The organism is Rhodococcus globerulus NBRC 14531, assembly GCF_001894805.1.
In the GTDB taxonomy this organism is placed as follows: domain Bacteria; phylum Actinomycetota; class Actinomycetes; order Mycobacteriales; family Mycobacteriaceae; genus Rhodococcus_F; species Rhodococcus_F globerula.
In genome coordinates, this window is the sequence record NZ_BCWX01000007.1 from 91,880 (window position 1) to 107,402 (window position 15,523).

Consider the following 15,523-nt stretch of genomic DNA (forward strand, 5'->3'; position numbering starts at 1 on the left):
ATGAAATCGGTAGTAGTTCAGCGTGCGCATGAACGTGCGCACCTGAACTACGGCTGGCTCACGTCCCGTCACAGCTTCCCCTTCGCCGGAAACTTCGACCACGCCGCTTACGCGCACGGATTACTTCTGGTCAACAACGACGACATCGTCGAAGCCGGCTCCGGTTTCGACACCCATCAACACCTCGACACCGAAATCGTGACGTGGGTGCTCAGCGGTTCCCTGGTCCACCAGGATTCAGCTGGGCACACCGGCGAAATTCATCGCGGCCTCGCGCAACGAATGAGCGCCGGAACCGGGATACTGCATTCCGAGCGCAACGACACCCGGCGCGCCGACGGTACCCGCCACACAGAACCGGTCCACGTCGTCCAAATGTGGATTCCACCAGACGAATCCGGGATCACTCCGAGCTATCAGGAACTCAACGTCAACACCGAACTCGACGCCGGTGGCTTGATCACCTTGGCGTCGGGAATGCCCGCGCATCGCGATCACAGCGCGATCACGCTTCACAACAAGTTTGCGGCGCTGCACGTTGCACGCCTCGACATCGGTCAGACGATAACCCTGCCGGACGCCCCGTATGTTCACGCCTACATCCCGCAGGGCTCCGTCACAGTCGAGGGCGTCGACACTCTCTCGACCGGAGATTCGTTGCGACTCAAGGAAACCGGCGGACATCGAGTCACCGCCGCGGAACCCGCAGAAGTTCTGATCTGGGAGATGCACGCCGGACTGCGGCCCCATCTCGTACGCTGAAAGCATTCGGCCCCAAAGGAGGAACGCCATGTCGGCGCTCACAACCCCGCACATCGACGTCCACCGCAGCGGTGATCGCCTGAAATCCCGCATCTCCTGGCTTGATTCGAAGCATTCCTTCTCGTTCGGGCAGCACTACGACCCCGACAACACCCACCACGGCCTGCTCCTCGTCAACAACGACGACACCGTGCTCGCGGGTACCGGATTCGACACCCATCCGCACAAGGACATGGAAATCGTTACCTGGGTGCTGCGCGGTTCGCTCGTTCACCAAGACTCCATCGGGCACTCCGGTGTCATCTATCCCGGACTCGCGCAACGGATGAGCGCAGGCACCGGGATCATGCACAGCGAGAAGAACGACTCGTGGCGTCTGGGCGGCCAACAGCACTCCGATCCGGTGCACTTCATCCAGATGTGGGTTGCGCCCGACGAGGGTGGACTGACTCCCGGATACGAACAACTCGAAATCGACGACGAACTCCTACGCGGCGGACTCATACCCGTCGCCTCCGGAATGGATCGCTACAAAGATCATTCGGCCATCCGCATCAACAACAAGTACGCGGCACTGCATGTGGCGCGGATTCTCCCCGGCACAAGTGTGACCCTGCCGAACGCCCCGTTCCTCCACGTTTTCGTGGCCGAAGGAACCGCAGACATGGAGGGCACCGGCACCCTCTACGAAGGTGATGCCGTCCGCATGAGCGACTCCGGCGGACAACTCGTCACCTCCGAAACCGGTGCCGAAGTGCTGGTCTGGGAAATGCACGCACGTATCGGTGGCTGAGACCCGGCGACCGGTCCCATCTCCGGTACGGGCGATACTCGATACATGAGCATCGACAACTCCGCGCCCACCGTCAAACTTGATCCCCTCAACACCTTGATGGATGTACGCGCAGTAGCGATCACTCCTGGCGATCTCAGCTTCGCGCAGACAATCGGGGACCGCTTCCACGACCACCGCGGACGCACAGTGCTCGGATCGCTCGGCGTCATGATCGACGGCGCCATGGGTGGGGCTGTCTACTCGGGGCTCACTTCGGGTCACCAATCGGTGCTCGCACAGGTCACGGTCAGTGCGGCCGCCGATATCCCGTCGACGGGAACAGTTGGAGCCACCGGTGCACTCGTGCACCTCGACGACGGAGTCGGACTGGCGTCGGGACAACTACGCGGTGACGACAGCACACTTCTGGCAGTGATGGCCGGGCGCGCCATGATTGTCTCGCGGCCACCCGTCGTTGCACCCGACGACTACATCGCCGGCCCTGCCCTCGATGTGCCGGTTCCCGAAGAAGTCAGTGACCTGAGTGGACTGAGCGGATCCGACGTCGTCGAAGGAATCCTGGCCGGAACTATCATGCGTGGACCGCTCGCCGGACTCCTCGACCTCACGCTGACCGAGGTAACGCCAGGCGCTGTCGTCGGCGAACTTGCGCCGGTCGAATGGATGGCCAACCCGCTCGGCGCAGTACAGGGCGGTGTACTCATCTCCGCCACCGACGCCATCACCGGGCTCGCCGCGCAAACCCTGACTACCGCCGAACAGGATTACCGCGTCCTCGATCACAAGATCGACTTCCTGCGCTCACCCGCCATCGGTGGTCCCGTCATGCGCGGCGAAGCCAACGTGATCCGCGCCGGACGTAGGCTCGCACTCATCGAATCGCGCATCGTGGACAACACCGGTCAGGTCTACATCCGCGCCACCTCGAGCGTCCAGATGATCTCCCAGCAAGTTCACAGCTGATAACCAGCCCCGCGCCAGACCGCTCGTCCACCATTGATTCAACAGCCCAGATCAATGGAGGTAGACGCGTGAACAAAGACATCGAAGCCAGTCGGCAACGAGTGAGTCGCAGGCGAGCACTGGCGCTCGGCGGGACCATCAGCCTCGGTGGACTCATCGCCGCATGTTCCGGCCACAGCGGCAATTCAACCACCACGTCCACCGCTGCGGCCTCCACGACCACCGCCGACACCAGCGCCGCTGCTGCCTCCGGCGACGCTGTCACCGCGCTGCTCGCCAAGGCACCACAGTGCGTCATGAGCGAGGAAGAAACTCAGGGCCCGTACTGGTTCGACGTCGACTCCATCCGCAGTGATATCCGCGAAGATCGACCAGGCACCACCCTCCAGGTCGCACTGCGGGTGCAGGACAACAGCATCTGCAACGCCGACGGCACCATCGGCGCCGTCAGCAACGCCGTCGTCGAAATCTGGCACTGCGACGCAGGCGGCGTGTACTCCGGCTTCGAGTCCGGTTCACTGAGCGCAAACGGTGGCGGCGGCGGTGGAACGCCTCCGTCCGGCGGCATGGGCGAACCCCCGGCAGGCGGAATGGGTCAGCCGCCGTCGGGCGCACCCGGCGGCGGTATGGGCGGCGACATGGGTTCTATGGGCGGCTCCGGCGAAACTTCCGACGGCTCGTACAGCGTCGGTGACAGCGAAGCCACCACCACCGACGACGGCACCTACCTGCGTGGCGCCCAGACCACGGACGCAAACGGCATCGCGCAGTTCACCACCATTTTCCCGGGCTGGTACATGGGCCGCACCACGCACATCCATGTCAAGGTTCACATCGACAAGAAGACTGTCCTCACCACGCAGACCTTCTTCGAGGAGACCCTTCTCGACGAGGTGTATTCCGTCAGCCCGTACAGCGAGCACACGGGCCGTGAGAACAACACCAACAATTCCAACGACAACATCTTCTCCGACACCGGCATGATGACCGTCGAAAAGCAGTCGGACGGGTCATACCTCGCCGTCATCAATCTGGGTATCGACGCCTGACCCCGATCACCGGAAGCGGGCGGTTCAGTTGGCATCAATTGACGCTCACACCCGAACTTGTGGTGACGCAGATCGCCCGAGCACTGAACGGCTCACGATAACGACTGAGCGGATTGTGGTGATCGTGTAAGGATGGAGAAATGACCACGGCTCATCGCTCAGGCATCGACCTCACCCACCTAGACAGCGAGACCCGCGCGCAGGACGACCTGTTCGTCCATGTCAACGGGAAATGGCTCGCCGAATACGAGATTCCCGCAGACCGCGCAGTCGACGGCGCTTTCCGCACGCTGTACGACAAGGCCGAGGAAGATGTGCAGACCATCATCACCGAGGCTTCCGCGTCGTCACCGGAGTCCGGTACCGATGCCCAACGCATCGGCGATCTGTACTCGAGTTTCATGGATGCCGACGCTATCGAGGCTGCCGGTCTCACCCCGATCGACGACGAACTCGACGCAATTGCGGACGCGGCCGATCGTTCTTCGCTGGCTACCGTGATCGGACGCCATCAGCGCACGGGTGTCGGCGGCGCCATCGCGCACTACGTCGACACCGACGCCAAGAACTCCGAGCGCTACCTCATTCACTTCAGTCAGTCGGGTATCAGCCTTCCCGACGAGTCGTACTACCGCGAAGACAACTACACCGAAATTCGCGACAAGTTCGTCGCCCACGTCGAGAAGATGTTCAACCTCGCCGGACTCGGCTACGAGGCGCAGCGGGTATTCGACCTCGAGAAGAAGATCGCGGCCGGGCACTGGGACGTCGTGAAGCGTCGTGACGCCGAGTTGAGCTACAACCTCGTCGAATTCGAGGAGCTCACCGAGCAGAACCCCGGATTGGATTGGGCTGCTTGGCTGTCCGGCTTGGGAACGACGTCCGAGAAGTTCTCGGAAATCGTGGTTCGCCAGCCCGGATTCCTGCACACCTTCACCGCACTGTGGGCGTCGGAAGAACTCGACGACTGGAAGGCATGGGCTGCCTGGAAAGTCATCCATGCGCGCGCTCCGTACCTGCATTCCTCGTTGGTGGACGAGAACTTCGCGTTCTACGGCACCGCGCTCTCGGGCACCGAAGAGAACCGTGAGCGCTGGAAGCGTGGCGTCGGCCTGGTCCAAGACCTGCTCGGCGAGGCCGTCGGCAAGCTGTACGTGGAGCGTCATTTCCCGGCCGAAGCCAAAGTACGCATGCTGGAGTTGGTCGGCAATCTGCAGGAAGCCTACCGTCGCAACATCTCCGAACTCGAGTGGATGAGTCCGGATACCCGCAAGGCCGCACTGGCCAAGCTGGACAAGTTCACTCCCAAGATCGGCTACCCCGACAAGTGGCGTGACTACTCGGGTCTCGAGATCTCGGCCACCGACGTCGTCGGCAACTATCGCCGCGGATACGCCGCGGAATATGACCGCGACCTCGCAAAGTTGGGCGGCCCCGTCGACCGCGACGAGTGGTTCATGACCCCTCAGACGGTTAACGCGTACTACAACCCCGGTATGAACGAAATCGTTTTCCCCGCAGCCATTTTGCAGCCGCCGTTCTTCGACGCCGCCGCTGACGACGCCGCCAACTACGGCGGAATCGGTGCTGTTATCGGTCACGAGATCGGGCACGGTTTCGACGATCAGGGCGCCAAGTACGACGGCGACGGCAACATGGTCGACTGGTGGACCGACGACGATCGCACCGAATTCGGCAAGCGCACAAAAGCTTTGATCGAGCAGTACAACGAATTCGAACCCAAGGAACTGCCGGGTCATCATGTCAACGGCGAGTTCACGATCGGCGAGAACATCGGCGATCTGGGTGGGCTGTCCATCGCGATCGCGGCGTACAAGATTGCGACCGAAGGCACCGAACCGCCCGTCATCGACGGTCTCACCGGTTTGCAGCGCGTGTTCTTCGGCTGGGCTCAGGTGTGGCGGACCAAGGCGCGCGAGGCCGAGGCATTGCGCCGACTCGCCGTCGACCCGCATTCACCGCCGGAGTTCCGCTGCAACGGCGTCGTCCGCAACCTCGATGTCTTTCACGAGGCGTTCGACGTCAAGCCCGGTGATGCACTGTATTTGGAGCCCGAAAAGCGCGTAAAGATCTGGTAGGGGCAAAGCCCCGTGCGCCTTTTTGGTAGTTCGCACTACCAAAAAGGCGCACGGGGCCGAAGGCCCTAAGCTCCGTACACCGGCGTCGGGGTCTCGGCCTTCTCCAACAGCGATGCCACAACGGGTCCGATTTCCTTCGGATCCCAGCGATCACCCTTGTCTTCGCTCGGGCCGTGACGCCATCCTTCTGCGACGGTGATCTTGCCGCCCTCGATCTCGAAGACGCGTCCCGTGACGTCCTTGGACTCGGCGCTACCGAGCCACACGACGAGCGGTGAGACGTTCTCCGGAGCCATGGCGTCGAAGCCCTCTTCCGGAGCTGCCATCATCTCGGCCATGGCGCCGCCGGCACCGACCGTCATGCGGGTACGCGCGGACGGCGCGATTGCGTTGACGCTGACGCCGTAATTCTTGAACTCTGCTGCTGCCTGGATGGTCATCTCGGCGATGCCGGCCTTGGCTGCGGCGTAGTTGCCCTGGCCGATGGAGCCCTGCAGTCCGGCGCCCGAACTGGTGTTGATGATGCGTGCGTCGATCGGGTTGCCTGCCTTGGCCTCGGCGCGCCAGTAGGCAGCGGCGTGGCGCAGGGGCGCGAAGTGACCCTTGAGGTGGACGCGGGTGACGGCGTCCCATTCGGCTTCGCTCATGCCGACGAGCATGCGGTCACGCAGGAAGCCGGCGTTGTTGACGAGCACGTCGAGGCGACCGAAGTTGTCGATGGCGGTCTTGATGAGGTTTTCCGCACCCGCCCAGTCTGCGACGTCGTCACCGTTGACGACGGCCTCGCCGCCGGCTGCGATGATTTCGGCGACTACCTGCTCGGCCGGGCTCTCGCCGGTTGCGGAGCCGTCCGCGCCTGCGCCGATGTCGTTGACGACAACCTTGGCGCCCTCTGCCGCGAATGCCAGTGCGTGCGCGCGTCCGATACCGCGACCTGCCCCGGTGATGATGACTACGCGTCCATCGACCAATCCACTCATTTTTATCTCCTATTGCACTCTGCTCGGGCTTGTCGGCTCCGCTTGTGTGCTAACTTACCAAGCAATCGCTTGGTTTGGTACACAGACGTAAGGAAACCCGCTATGGGCATCAGCACCTCCTCCGACGGGACCGGCATCACCACGGTCACCATCGACTACGCACCGGTCAATGCAATCCCCTCGCAGGGTTGGTTCGATCTCGCCGACGCGATCCTTGCCGCAGGTAAGGACCTCAATACCCACGTCGTGATCCTGCGAGCCGAAGGCCGTGGTTTCAACGCCGGCGTCGACATCAAGGAGATGCAGGCCACCGACGGCTACGACGCTCTGGTTGCTGCCAACCGCGGTTGCGCTGCTGCTTTTGCCGCGGTCTACGACTGCGCCGTTCCGGTTGTCGTGGCAGTCAACGGCTTCTGCGTCGGCGGCGGCATCGGCCTGGTCGGCAACGCTGACGTCATCGTCGCGTCCGACGACGCGATCTTCTCCCTCCCTGAGGTCGACCGCGGTGCACTCGGCGCAGCCACCCACCTCGCTCGCCTGGTACCGCAGCACATGATGCGCACGCTGTACTACACGGCGCAGAGCGTCGACGCCCACACACTCAAGCAGTTCGGCAGCGTCTACGACGTCGTCCCGCGCGAGAAGCTCGACGATTGCGCCCGCGAGATCGCCGCCAAGATCGCTGCCAAGGACACCCGCATCATCCGGTGTGCGAAGGAAGCCATCAACGGCATCGACCCCGTCGACGTCAAGAGCAGCTACCGCCTCGAGCAGGGATACACCTTCGAGCTCAACCTGCTCGGTGTGTCCGACGAGCATCGCGACGAGTTCGTCGCAACCGGCAAGCCGCGTGAAAACGCAACCCAGAAGGAAGGCTGAGACATCATGGCTAGCAAGCGTGACAAGACAATGTCGCTCGACGAGGTTGTCGGCGAGCTTCGCTCCGGAATGACCATCGGATTGGGCGGCTGGGGATCTCGCCGCAAGCCGATGGCTTTCGTGCGCGCGATCCTGCGTTCGGACATCAAGGACCTGACCGTCGTCACGTACGGTGGACCGGATCTCGGCCTGCTGTGCTCGGCCGGCAAGGTCAAGAAGGCGTACTACGGCTTCGTGTCCCTGGACTCGGCTCCGTTCTACGACCCGTGGTTTGCCAAGGCACGCACCAACGGTGAGATCGAGTCCCGCGAAATGGACGAGGGAATGGTCAAGTGCGGCCTCGAAGCTGCAGCTGCCCGTCTCCCCTTCCTGCCGATCCGCGCAGGTCTGGGATCCGATGTCCGTAACTTCTGGGGCGACGAACTCAAGACCGTCACCTCCCCGTACCCCGAGGCCGACGGCCGCTCCGAGACCCTGATCGCAATGCCCGCGCTCAACCTCGACGCGTCGTTCGTTCACCTCAACCTCGGCGACAAGCACGGCAATGCCGCATACAACGGCGTCGACCCGTACTTCGACGACCTGTACTGCATGGCAGCGGAGAAGCGTTACGTCTCGGTGGAACGCATCGTCGAAACCGAGGAACTGGTCAAATCCGTTCCGCTGCAGAATCTTCTGATCAACCGCATGATGGTCGACGGTGTCGTCGAGGCCCCGAACGGCGCGCACTTCACCCTCGCCGGCGAAAGCTACGGCCGCGACGAGAAGTTCCAGCGTCACTACGCCGAAGCCGCGAAGACCCCCGAGTCGTGGCAGGCATTTGTCGACACCTTCCTCTCCGGCAGCGAAGAGGACTACCAGGCCGCAGTAAAGAAGTTTGCAGAGGAGCAGGCGTCATGAGCGAATCCACCGTCACCCGCGCAGAGTACGTAGTCCTGGCTTGCGCCGAAATCTTCTCCGGCGCAGGTGAAATCATGGCCAGCCCGATGTCGACGTCATCGACCATCGGCGCTCGCCTTGCCCGCCTGACCACCGAACCCGATCTCCTGATCACCGACGGCGAAGCCCTCATCCTCGAGGACACCCCGGCAGTGGGAACGAAGGGCCCCATCGAAGGATGGATGCCGTTCCGCAAGGTGTTCGACGTGGTCGCTTCCGGTCGTCGCCACGTGGTCATGGGCGCAAACCAGCTCGACCGCCACGGTAACCAGAACCTCTCCGCTTTCGGCCCGCTTCAGCAGCCGTCGCGTCAGATGTTCGGTGTGCGCGGCGCTCCGGGTAACACGATCAACCACGCCACGAGCTACTTCGTCCCCAAGCACTCCAAGCGAGTGTTCGTCGACAAGGTCGACGTGGTGTGCGGCGTCGGCTACGACCAGATCGATCCCGAGAACCCGGCATACAAGTACCTCAACATCCCCCGCGTTGTCACCAATCTCGGTGTCTTCGACTTCGGCGGACCAGGAAACACCTTCCGCGCGTTGAGCCTTCACCCCGGCGTCACGGCCGAAGAGGTTGCCGAGAACACCTCGTTCGAGGTTGCCGGACTCGCCGAGGCAGGCGTCACCCGCGAACCCACAGTAGAAGAGCTCCACCTCATTCGCGAGACCCTCGACCCGCGCAACCTGCGGGACCGTGAGGTCTCGGCATGACCCCCACCCTCAAGACTGCGCTGACCGAACTGGTCGGCGTGGACTACCCGATCGTGCAGACAGGCATGGGCTGGGTTTCCGGTCCCGCTCTCACGTCGGCGACGGCTAACGCCGGTGGTCTGGGCATCCTGGCTTCGGCCACGATGACGTACGACGAGCTCGAGCACGCGATCAAGAAGACGAAGCAGCTCACGAACAAGCCCTTCGGCGTCAACATGCGCGCCGACGCCACCGACGCGAAGCAGCGTATCGATCTGCTCATCCGCGAAGGTGTCAAGGTTGCGTCTTTTGCCTTGGCTCCCAAGAAGGATCTGATCTCCAAGCTCAAGGACAACGGCATTGTTGTCGTTCCGTCCATCGGTGCTGCAAAGCATGCCGTGAAGGTTGCGTCCTGGGGCGCGGACGCCGTCGTCGTCCAGGGCGGCGAGGGTGGCGGTCACACCGGCGGTGTGGCAACAACCCTTCTGCTCCCCTCGGTCCTCGACGCCGTCGACATTCCGGTTATCGCCGGTGGCGGATTCTTCGACGGTCGTGGACTTACGGCTGCACTCGCGTACGGTGCTGCCGGCGTCGCAATGGGCACGCGTTTCCTGCTCACGAGCGATTCCTCGGTACCGGATTCCGTCAAGCAGGAATATCTCAAGCGCGGACTGACGGATACGACCGTTTCACGCAAGGTCGACGGCATGCCGCACCGCGTGCTCAACACCGACCTGGTCAACAGTCTCGAAGGTTCCAGCTACGCAACCGGTTTGATCGCTGCCGCCAAGAACGCCATGAAGTTCAAGGCAATGACCGGCATGAAGTGGTCAACGCTCGCCAAGGACGGAATCGCGATGAAGCGATCCGGCGACCGCACCATCATGCAGATCATCATGGCCGCCAACACCCCGATGTTGCTCAAAGCCGGTCTGGTGGAAGGTAACACCGAAGCCGGTGTGCTGGCGTCGGGTCAGGTTGTCGGCATGATCAACGATCTGCCCAGCTGCAAGGAACTGATCGACAGCATCATGGAAGACGCCGTCAAGCGCATCGACGCGCTGGCCGCTCTTCGCTGAACACGTAGCAATCACTGAGTGCGTCTCCCCCGATATCAGGGGAGGCGCACTCAGTGCGTTAAAGCTGCGTCGGGCACAGCTCTCATCGCGTCCGCCAACTCCGCCGCCATCGTTCCCTTGTTCTCCACCACGACGGTCTCGCAGCCCTGCCAGAGTGCGGTTCGTCGGAGCAGCGCCGCCAGGCGCGGTGCAGTATCTGCGTCGGCGTCGGGTTCTGCCCAGGCGGAGCGCACGAGCAATTGACGGTTCTGACGGTCATTCTTGAGATCGACTCGCGCACAGATCTTGTCGTCGATCAGCACCGGCAGGACATAGTAACCGTGGACCCGCTTGTGGGCGGGCGTGTAGATCTCGATCCGGTAGTGAAAGTCGAAGAGCCGCAACGCTCGATCACGCGCCCATACGACCGGATCGAAGGGAGACAACAGAGCGTCGGCCCGAATTGCCCTTGGCCGTTTAGCCTGAGGATCGATCCATACCTCTCGCGGCTTTCCTCGACGCTCCCAACCTTCGACGGAGGCAGGGCGCACGCTGCCGGCGTCTTCGAGCTCTCGCAGTGCAACTCGTGTCTCGGCGCTGGGGAGTCGAAAGTAGTCGGCGATATCGTCGAGAGTGCCCAGTCCGTGTGCCCGCACTCCGCGCAGCACAAGCTCACGGATCGCGTCCGGCCGTTCCACCCTGGCGTCGAGTATCGCCGGCGGCAGTGTGTTCTCGGCGAGTGCGTAGCGACGTTCGAACCCCGTTCGACCTGCCGATACCACCTCGCCCCATCGGAACAGTGTCTCCAGGCCGACCTTCACGTCGGACCACCCCCACCAGGGTCCGCGTCGCGTGTTCGCGTCGTGCTCGACCTCGCTCGCCGCCATCGGCCCGTTGTCCCGCAATTCGCTGCGCAACCACTCGAGAAAGTCGAGCCGATCGGATGCCCATCCATTCTTGTCTGCGAGGGCCTTGGCCCGAAACTGATCCATTCGCCAACGGAACAGCGGCCACATGTCGACGGGTAGGAATGTCGCTTCGTGGCCCCAGTATTCGAGGTATCCCGATCCCGGTGCGAAGGCGAGCTGGTCGAGTCTCGACTTGTCGTACGCACCCATTCGCGCATAGATCGGCAGATAATGACTGCGCTCGAATACATTGACCGAATCGATCTGGAGCACCTGCAAGCGGTCCATCACCCCGATCAGATTGCGTCGTGTCACGGCTGCAGGATGCGCTTTTCCAAACCCTTGAGCTGCAAGCGCGATGCGACGCGCCGCGGCCGGAGACACTACTTCGCTCATACTCGTGAAGACTAGCCATCACCTCCGACAGCAAAATCGAAAACAACGATTGAGCCCGCCAAGATCGGGTTACCCTCCAGTGTGGAATTTGACTGGCTCGAACTCGTGCTCACTGCCCACCGCGAATTCGGTTCGCGACTCGCTCAGGTCGAGGACTGGAATGTGCCTACCCCCGATTCCGACTGGCACGTGGAACACCTGGTTCGTCATGTGATCGAGGAACAACAGTGGGTGCCTCCGCTGCTGTCCGGGCTCACCGTGGGCGAAGCGACGCCGGACATCGTTCCGGTTGGTGACGACCTGTGGACCGAATGGCAGAAGTACTCCGAAGCCGCGATCAACGCCTGGAAATCGACAAATCTCGATACGCAGGTTCATCTGTCCTACGGCACGGTGAACATGGAGCCGTATCTGCGTCAGCAGACGTCCGACGTCACCATTCACGCGTGGGATCTGGCACGGGCAGTTGGTGCGGACGACCGATTGGACCCGACGCTCGTCGAAGCCGTCTGGTCCGATCTCGACGGTCAACGCGACATGCTGGCCGAAAGCGGTTTGTTTGCCGCCCCGGTCGAGATTCCCGAGGACTCGCCTCTGCAGGACAAGTTGATGGCACTGACCGGCCGTGATCCGCGCTGAAGGAGACGCGCTAAAGGAGTTCTGCCTCCGAGAAACGCGCTCTCAGATCGATACCGATCTCGGCGTGACGGAGTAAGAACGACTTCTCGTCGTACCCTTTGCGACGCAACCAGAGTGTGACTTCGCTGTTGTATTTGCTGGCGTTGCACGACGCGCAGGCCGGCGCAATGTTGTCGAGCGTGTATCGGCCTCCCCGCGAGATCGCGAGAACACAATCACGTTGCAGCGGTACGTCTTGCGCGCCGCAGTAGGCGCACCCACCCCACGAGGATCTGAGCGCGGCCCACTGCTCGGTGCTGAGGTCGTGTGTCGTGCTGTCCATCCGGCGCTTGCGTTTGCGCGCGTATCGGGCTTTGCGACTGCGGTTGATCGTCACCTCGTCATGCTACTGACCGCCGCTAGACACCTACCGCGACACCCGCCGTGCGAGCGGCACCGTCCCACCCGCCAGTCGGTGCCGGAAGACCCAAGAGTGCCGCCACTGTCGGCGCCACGTCGATCGTGCGCACGGGGGTGTCGACGCGGCGGCCGCCGTCGAGGCCAGGATGCCCACCACTGAGGAAGAACGGAATCGGCAGTGTCACGGAGTGGCCGTGATTGCCAGGGATCGGGTTGGACAGCGGTGTCGGATCACTGAACCGCCACCCCTGTGCGCAGAACGCAACAACATCGCCGGCATTGTCACCGAGATTGAATTCCGCCGGCAGATGGCTCGATTCGACACCGTCGACGGCGGAGACAATTTCCTGAATACGTCGAACAGCCTCTGCACGTTCCTGATCCGGTCCTACGAAGTAGATCAGATCGGCGCCACCGTTCTGCGCGATGCGGATCTTCCCGGCCAACAACGGATCTGCGTCAAGTGGACGATCCAGCCCGATGAGTCGCGTCGGGTCCGACCAGTCCATCGAGTGATCGGCCAGTACAATCAGGACGCTCCGATTCCACCGTCCGGTGCTGTGAAGGAAATCGACAAAGCGTCGTACCTGATTGTCGGTGTTCTGCAGTGCGGCGGTACGCGCGATCCGAATCGACGGTCCCGAAAGATCAAGGTGACCAACACGGTCCACGTCGCCGAGGTTGGTGAACGACAACCGCGGTGAGCTCTCGCCGACGATCCGGATCAACGCGTCGATCGTGAAGTTGTCCGGGGCGTGCTCGGTGCCGGGAAGCAGCGGTTGCGGATCCCAGACGACGGATGCGCGATCACCGAACAGCCCGTGCAGGTATTGCTTGGACAGCACACTCGCAGTGGTCAATCCGAGTTCGGTGCGCACGCGGTCGAGGACCGTCGACGTCCGCAGGTCCGACGCCTGATCGAGGTCGCGCTTCTTGCCGATCGCCGGGTCGTAGACGGAATTGGCCGGCACACCCGAACGCACGGGGTACACACCCGTCATCATCGCCGTGTGGTTGGGAAGCGTCTCGGCGATGTTGATCGCGCTGGCATTCGGGTAGTGGACACCGCCCGCGGCCAGGCCGGTCAGCATCGGAGTGAGATCTGCTCGCAGTTCGTCCGGGCGCATACCGTCCACAACGACGACGTAGACGTCGACATCGGGCAGACCGCCACCGGTAGGCACACCCGCGTGCGCGGGCGCACCGAGCAAAGCTGTTCCGGCAAGCACACTTCCGCCGATCAAGACGTTGCGGCGGGAGAGTTCGAGGCTCACTGGTTGACTCCTGGTCGGTACGAGTTCGGGTCGAGCGGACTGAAGGACGGAGAGACCCTGCTCCCAGCACCGGCAGGTAGGCGGTAGCTGGTTGCGTAGTGGGCGTTGCTTTGTGGATCGGTGACGTTGTCGACGAAGTACCAATCCATCTGGGTACCGTCGCGGGCGATGTCGAATATGCCGTATCCGTGCGAATCCAATTCGACGTACCGAACGTGGCGATTGACCGTCTTGAACGCTTCTTCTGCCGCAACGGATGCGGTTCGCGGCGGCACTTTCAACATGTCGTCGATGTTGGGAGAGGTCACCGACGGAACGACGAACTCGGCTCCGACGGTCGGTCCACCCGGATAGTTGGCGGCGTTAGTGGGCAGGTCACACGCCCACGACGTGTGAATGTCACCGGTGATAAAGACTGTGTTGTCAACGTTGTTCGACGTGATGGCGTCGAACAGTCGTGTGCGGTCGGCGGTGTAGCCGTCCCACTGATCGGTGTTGTACGGGAACCCGGCCTGCGGGATTCCCACCAGTTCGGTCAGCGCCGCGGTAGTAGCCGGTTCGAGCGGCGGAAACACACATGGGGTGATCATGACGGGATTGCCGACGATCTTCCATTGCGCCGGCGAGCTGACGATGCCGCTGGTGAGCCAATCCATTTGCGCGCGTCCGGTAATGGTGCGATTCGGGTCGTCGACCTGACGCAATATGGGCTGCTCGTCGCGGTACGTGCGCAAATCCAGCATCGAAATCTCGGCCAGATTTCCGAATCGGAACCGGCGGTACAGTTGAACGCTCGAACCACTGCCCGAGGGACGAACCGGCATCCACTCGAAATAGGCCTTGGCGGAGTTGGCCTTTCGATCCGCCCAATCGCCTTCGACACCGGGAGTGTGGTTTTCGGCGCCGTCCCGGAACGCATTGTCCGCCGATTCGTGATCGTCCCACGTGGTGATGAACGGCAGTTTCAGATGCAGAGCAGCAAGGTCCGGGTCGGTCTTGTACTGCGCGTGCCGGATTCGGTAGTCGGCCAGGGAAATGATCTCGTGTGCCGGTTCGTGCAGCCGTACCGATCCGTTTCTCGCGCCGTATTCCCCCTGACCGTATTCGTAGATGTAATCGCCCAAGTGGATGATCGCATCGAGATCCTCCCGGAACCCGAGATGGCGGTAGGCACCGAAATACCCGGCCTCCCAGTTGGAGCAGGAGACAACACCGAAGCGCATCCGTTCGAGATCTGCCGAATTCGACGGAGCGGTGCGTGTGCGGCCGACGGGCGAAACTACCGAACCGGCGGTGAATCGGTACCAGTACGTAGTGGAGGAATCGAGTCCCGTCACATCAACTTTGGCAGTGTGATCCGAACCTGCCGAAGCCACAACACTTCCCGACGCCACAACAGTCGCAAACCCCTCATCGGTCGCGACGTGCCAGTTCAGCGTCACTGCCGGCCCGATCCCCGAACCCGGGGTCGCGTCAGCCGTCGGCGTGATGCGCGTCCAGATGATGACGGCGTCCGGCAGTGGGTCGCCGGACGCAACTCCGTGGTTGAAGCCGACGGGCACCGCAGCACTCGCACGGTTCGCCGAGGCGACACCGAGGCCCACTGCACCGGCAAGTGCTGCCGAGCTCTGCAGGAGGCCACGTCTGGTTATTCGATCAAAGGCATTCGTGTGCACGCTAGGAGTGAATC

At 62.5% G+C, this 15,523-nt stretch carries 15 protein-coding genes; 10 read left to right on the forward strand and 5 right to left on the reverse strand.

Annotated elements, in window-relative coordinates; all coding sequences use genetic code 11:
- The 5 genes from RG2_RS27110 (at position 1) to RG2_RS27135 (ending at position 5,669) form a co-directional block, all read left to right on the forward strand.
- A complete protein-coding gene (locus tag RG2_RS27110) occupies positions 1-762 on the forward strand; it encodes a pirin family protein (protein ID WP_033236666.1) in 762 nt (253 codons plus the stop codon).
- Positions 763-790: 28 nt separating this feature from the next.
- Positions 791-1,555, forward strand: coding sequence for a pirin family protein (locus RG2_RS27115; protein WP_033236665.1), 765 nt, complete (start codon positions 791-793; stop codon positions 1,553-1,555).
- Between the two features lie 45 nt (positions 1,556-1,600).
- The gene (locus tag RG2_RS27120; RefSeq protein ID WP_033236664.1) at positions 1,601-2,521 is read left to right on the forward strand and encodes a PaaI family thioesterase; all 921 of its coding nucleotides are present in this window, start codon (positions 1,601-1,603) and stop codon (positions 2,519-2,521) included.
- A gap of 68 nt (positions 2,522-2,589) precedes the next feature.
- Positions 2,590-3,570 carry a peptidase associated/transthyretin-like domain-containing protein gene (locus RG2_RS31595; protein ID WP_033236663.1) on the forward strand — a complete coding sequence of 327 codons (981 nt, stop codon included), beginning with the start codon at positions 2,590-2,592 and terminating at the stop codon, positions 3,568-3,570.
- Positions 3,571-3,710: 140 nt separating this feature from the next.
- Entirely contained in the window at positions 3,711-5,669 is a 1,959-nt protein-coding gene (locus RG2_RS27135; protein WP_033236662.1) for a M13 family metallopeptidase, read from the forward strand.
- A gap of 65 nt (positions 5,670-5,734) precedes the next feature.
- Here the strand turns inward: RG2_RS27135 and RG2_RS27140 are convergent, their stop codons facing one another.
- Positions 5,735-6,649: an SDR family oxidoreductase gene (locus RG2_RS27140; protein ID WP_033236661.1), complete on the reverse strand. Its 915-nt coding sequence runs from the start codon at positions 6,647-6,649 to the stop codon at positions 5,735-5,737.
- 102 nt (positions 6,650-6,751) lie between these two features.
- Between RG2_RS27140 and echA20 the strand changes: the two genes are divergently transcribed.
- From echA20 to RG2_RS27160, 4 genes are read left to right on the forward strand one after another with little or no spacing between them, the layout of a single operon-like run.
- The gene (echA20, locus tag RG2_RS27145) at positions 6,752-7,528 is read left to right on the forward strand and encodes a (7aS)-7a-methyl-1,5-dioxo-2,3,5,6,7,7a-hexahydro-1H-indene-carboxyl-CoA hydrolase (RefSeq protein ID WP_033236660.1); all 777 of its coding nucleotides are present in this window, start codon (positions 6,752-6,754) and stop codon (positions 7,526-7,528) included.
- 6 nt (positions 7,529-7,534) lie between these two features.
- Positions 7,535-8,428: a cholesterol ring-cleaving hydrolase subunit IpdA gene (gene ipdA / locus RG2_RS27150; RefSeq protein ID WP_033236659.1), complete on the forward strand. Its 894-nt coding sequence runs from the start codon at positions 7,535-7,537 to the stop codon at positions 8,426-8,428.
- On the forward strand, positions 8,425-9,180 hold the full coding sequence (locus RG2_RS27155) for a CoA-transferase subunit beta (RefSeq protein WP_033236658.1): 756 nt from the start codon (positions 8,425-8,427) through the stop codon (positions 9,178-9,180). Before ipdA ends, RG2_RS27155 begins: the two co-directional genes overlap by 4 nt.
- Positions 9,177-10,238, forward strand: coding sequence for an NAD(P)H-dependent flavin oxidoreductase (locus RG2_RS27160; RefSeq protein WP_033236657.1), 1,062 nt, complete (start codon positions 9,177-9,179; stop codon positions 10,236-10,238). Before RG2_RS27155 ends, RG2_RS27160 begins: the two co-directional genes overlap by 4 nt.
- A gap of 50 nt (positions 10,239-10,288) precedes the next feature.
- Here RG2_RS27160 and RG2_RS27165 read toward each other — a convergent pair whose 3' ends face one another.
- Entirely contained in the window at positions 10,289-11,521 is a 1,233-nt protein-coding gene (locus RG2_RS27165; protein ID WP_033236656.1) for a winged helix-turn-helix domain-containing protein, read from the reverse strand.
- Between the two features lie 81 nt (positions 11,522-11,602).
- Here RG2_RS27165 and RG2_RS27170 point away from each other — a divergent pair, with 81 nt between their 5' ends.
- Positions 11,603-12,160: a TIGR03086 family metal-binding protein gene (locus RG2_RS27170; RefSeq protein WP_033236655.1), complete on the forward strand. Its 558-nt coding sequence runs from the start codon at positions 11,603-11,605 to the stop codon at positions 12,158-12,160.
- Positions 12,161-12,170: 10 nt separating this feature from the next.
- Here the strand turns inward: RG2_RS27170 and RG2_RS27175 are convergent, their stop codons facing one another.
- Genes RG2_RS27175 through RG2_RS27185 form a run of 3 tightly spaced genes read right to left on the reverse strand, consistent with a single transcriptional unit; the run spans position 12,171 to position 15,509 of the window.
- Entirely contained in the window at positions 12,171-12,536 is a 366-nt protein-coding gene (locus RG2_RS27175) for an HNH endonuclease (protein ID WP_033236654.1), read from the reverse strand.
- A gap of 22 nt (positions 12,537-12,558) precedes the next feature.
- Positions 12,559-13,833, reverse strand: a complete 1,275-nt coding sequence (locus RG2_RS27180; protein WP_033236653.1) for an alkaline phosphatase family protein — start codon at positions 13,831-13,833, stop codon at positions 12,559-12,561.
- Complete coding sequence (locus tag RG2_RS27185) at positions 13,830-15,509, reverse strand: alkaline phosphatase D family protein (protein ID WP_033236652.1); 1,680 nt, start codon at positions 15,507-15,509, stop codon at positions 13,830-13,832. The genes RG2_RS27180 and RG2_RS27185 overlap by 4 nt, the downstream gene beginning before the upstream one ends.
- Positions 15,510-15,523 lie beyond the last annotated feature (14 nt).

Coding starts and splice junctions, on each gene's coding strand:
- RG2_RS27110 (WP_033236666.1), top strand. CDS start 1: ATGAAATCGGTAGTAGTTCAGCGTGCGCATGAACGTGCGCACCTGAAC.
- RG2_RS27160 (WP_033236657.1), top strand. CDS start 9,177: ATGACCCCCACCCTCAAGACTGCGCTGACCGAACTGGTCGGCGTGGAC.
- RG2_RS27140 (WP_033236661.1), bottom strand. CDS start 6,649: ATGAGTGGATTGGTCGATGGACGCGTAGTCATCATCACCGGGGCAGGT.
- RG2_RS27115 (WP_033236665.1), top strand. CDS start 791: ATGTCGGCGCTCACAACCCCGCACATCGACGTCCACCGCAGCGGTGAT.
- RG2_RS27120 (WP_033236664.1), top strand. CDS start 1,601: ATGAGCATCGACAACTCCGCGCCCACCGTCAAACTTGATCCCCTCAAC.
- RG2_RS27165 (WP_033236656.1), bottom strand. CDS start 11,521: ATGAGCGAAGTAGTGTCTCCGGCCGCGGCGCGTCGCATCGCGCTTGCA.
- ipdA (WP_033236659.1), top strand. CDS start 7,535: ATGGCTAGCAAGCGTGACAAGACAATGTCGCTCGACGAGGTTGTCGGC.
- RG2_RS27155 (WP_033236658.1), top strand. CDS start 8,425: ATGAGCGAATCCACCGTCACCCGCGCAGAGTACGTAGTCCTGGCTTGC.
- RG2_RS27135 (WP_033236662.1), top strand. CDS start 3,711: ATGACCACGGCTCATCGCTCAGGCATCGACCTCACCCACCTAGACAGC.
- echA20 (WP_033236660.1), top strand. CDS start 6,752: ATGGGCATCAGCACCTCCTCCGACGGGACCGGCATCACCACGGTCACC.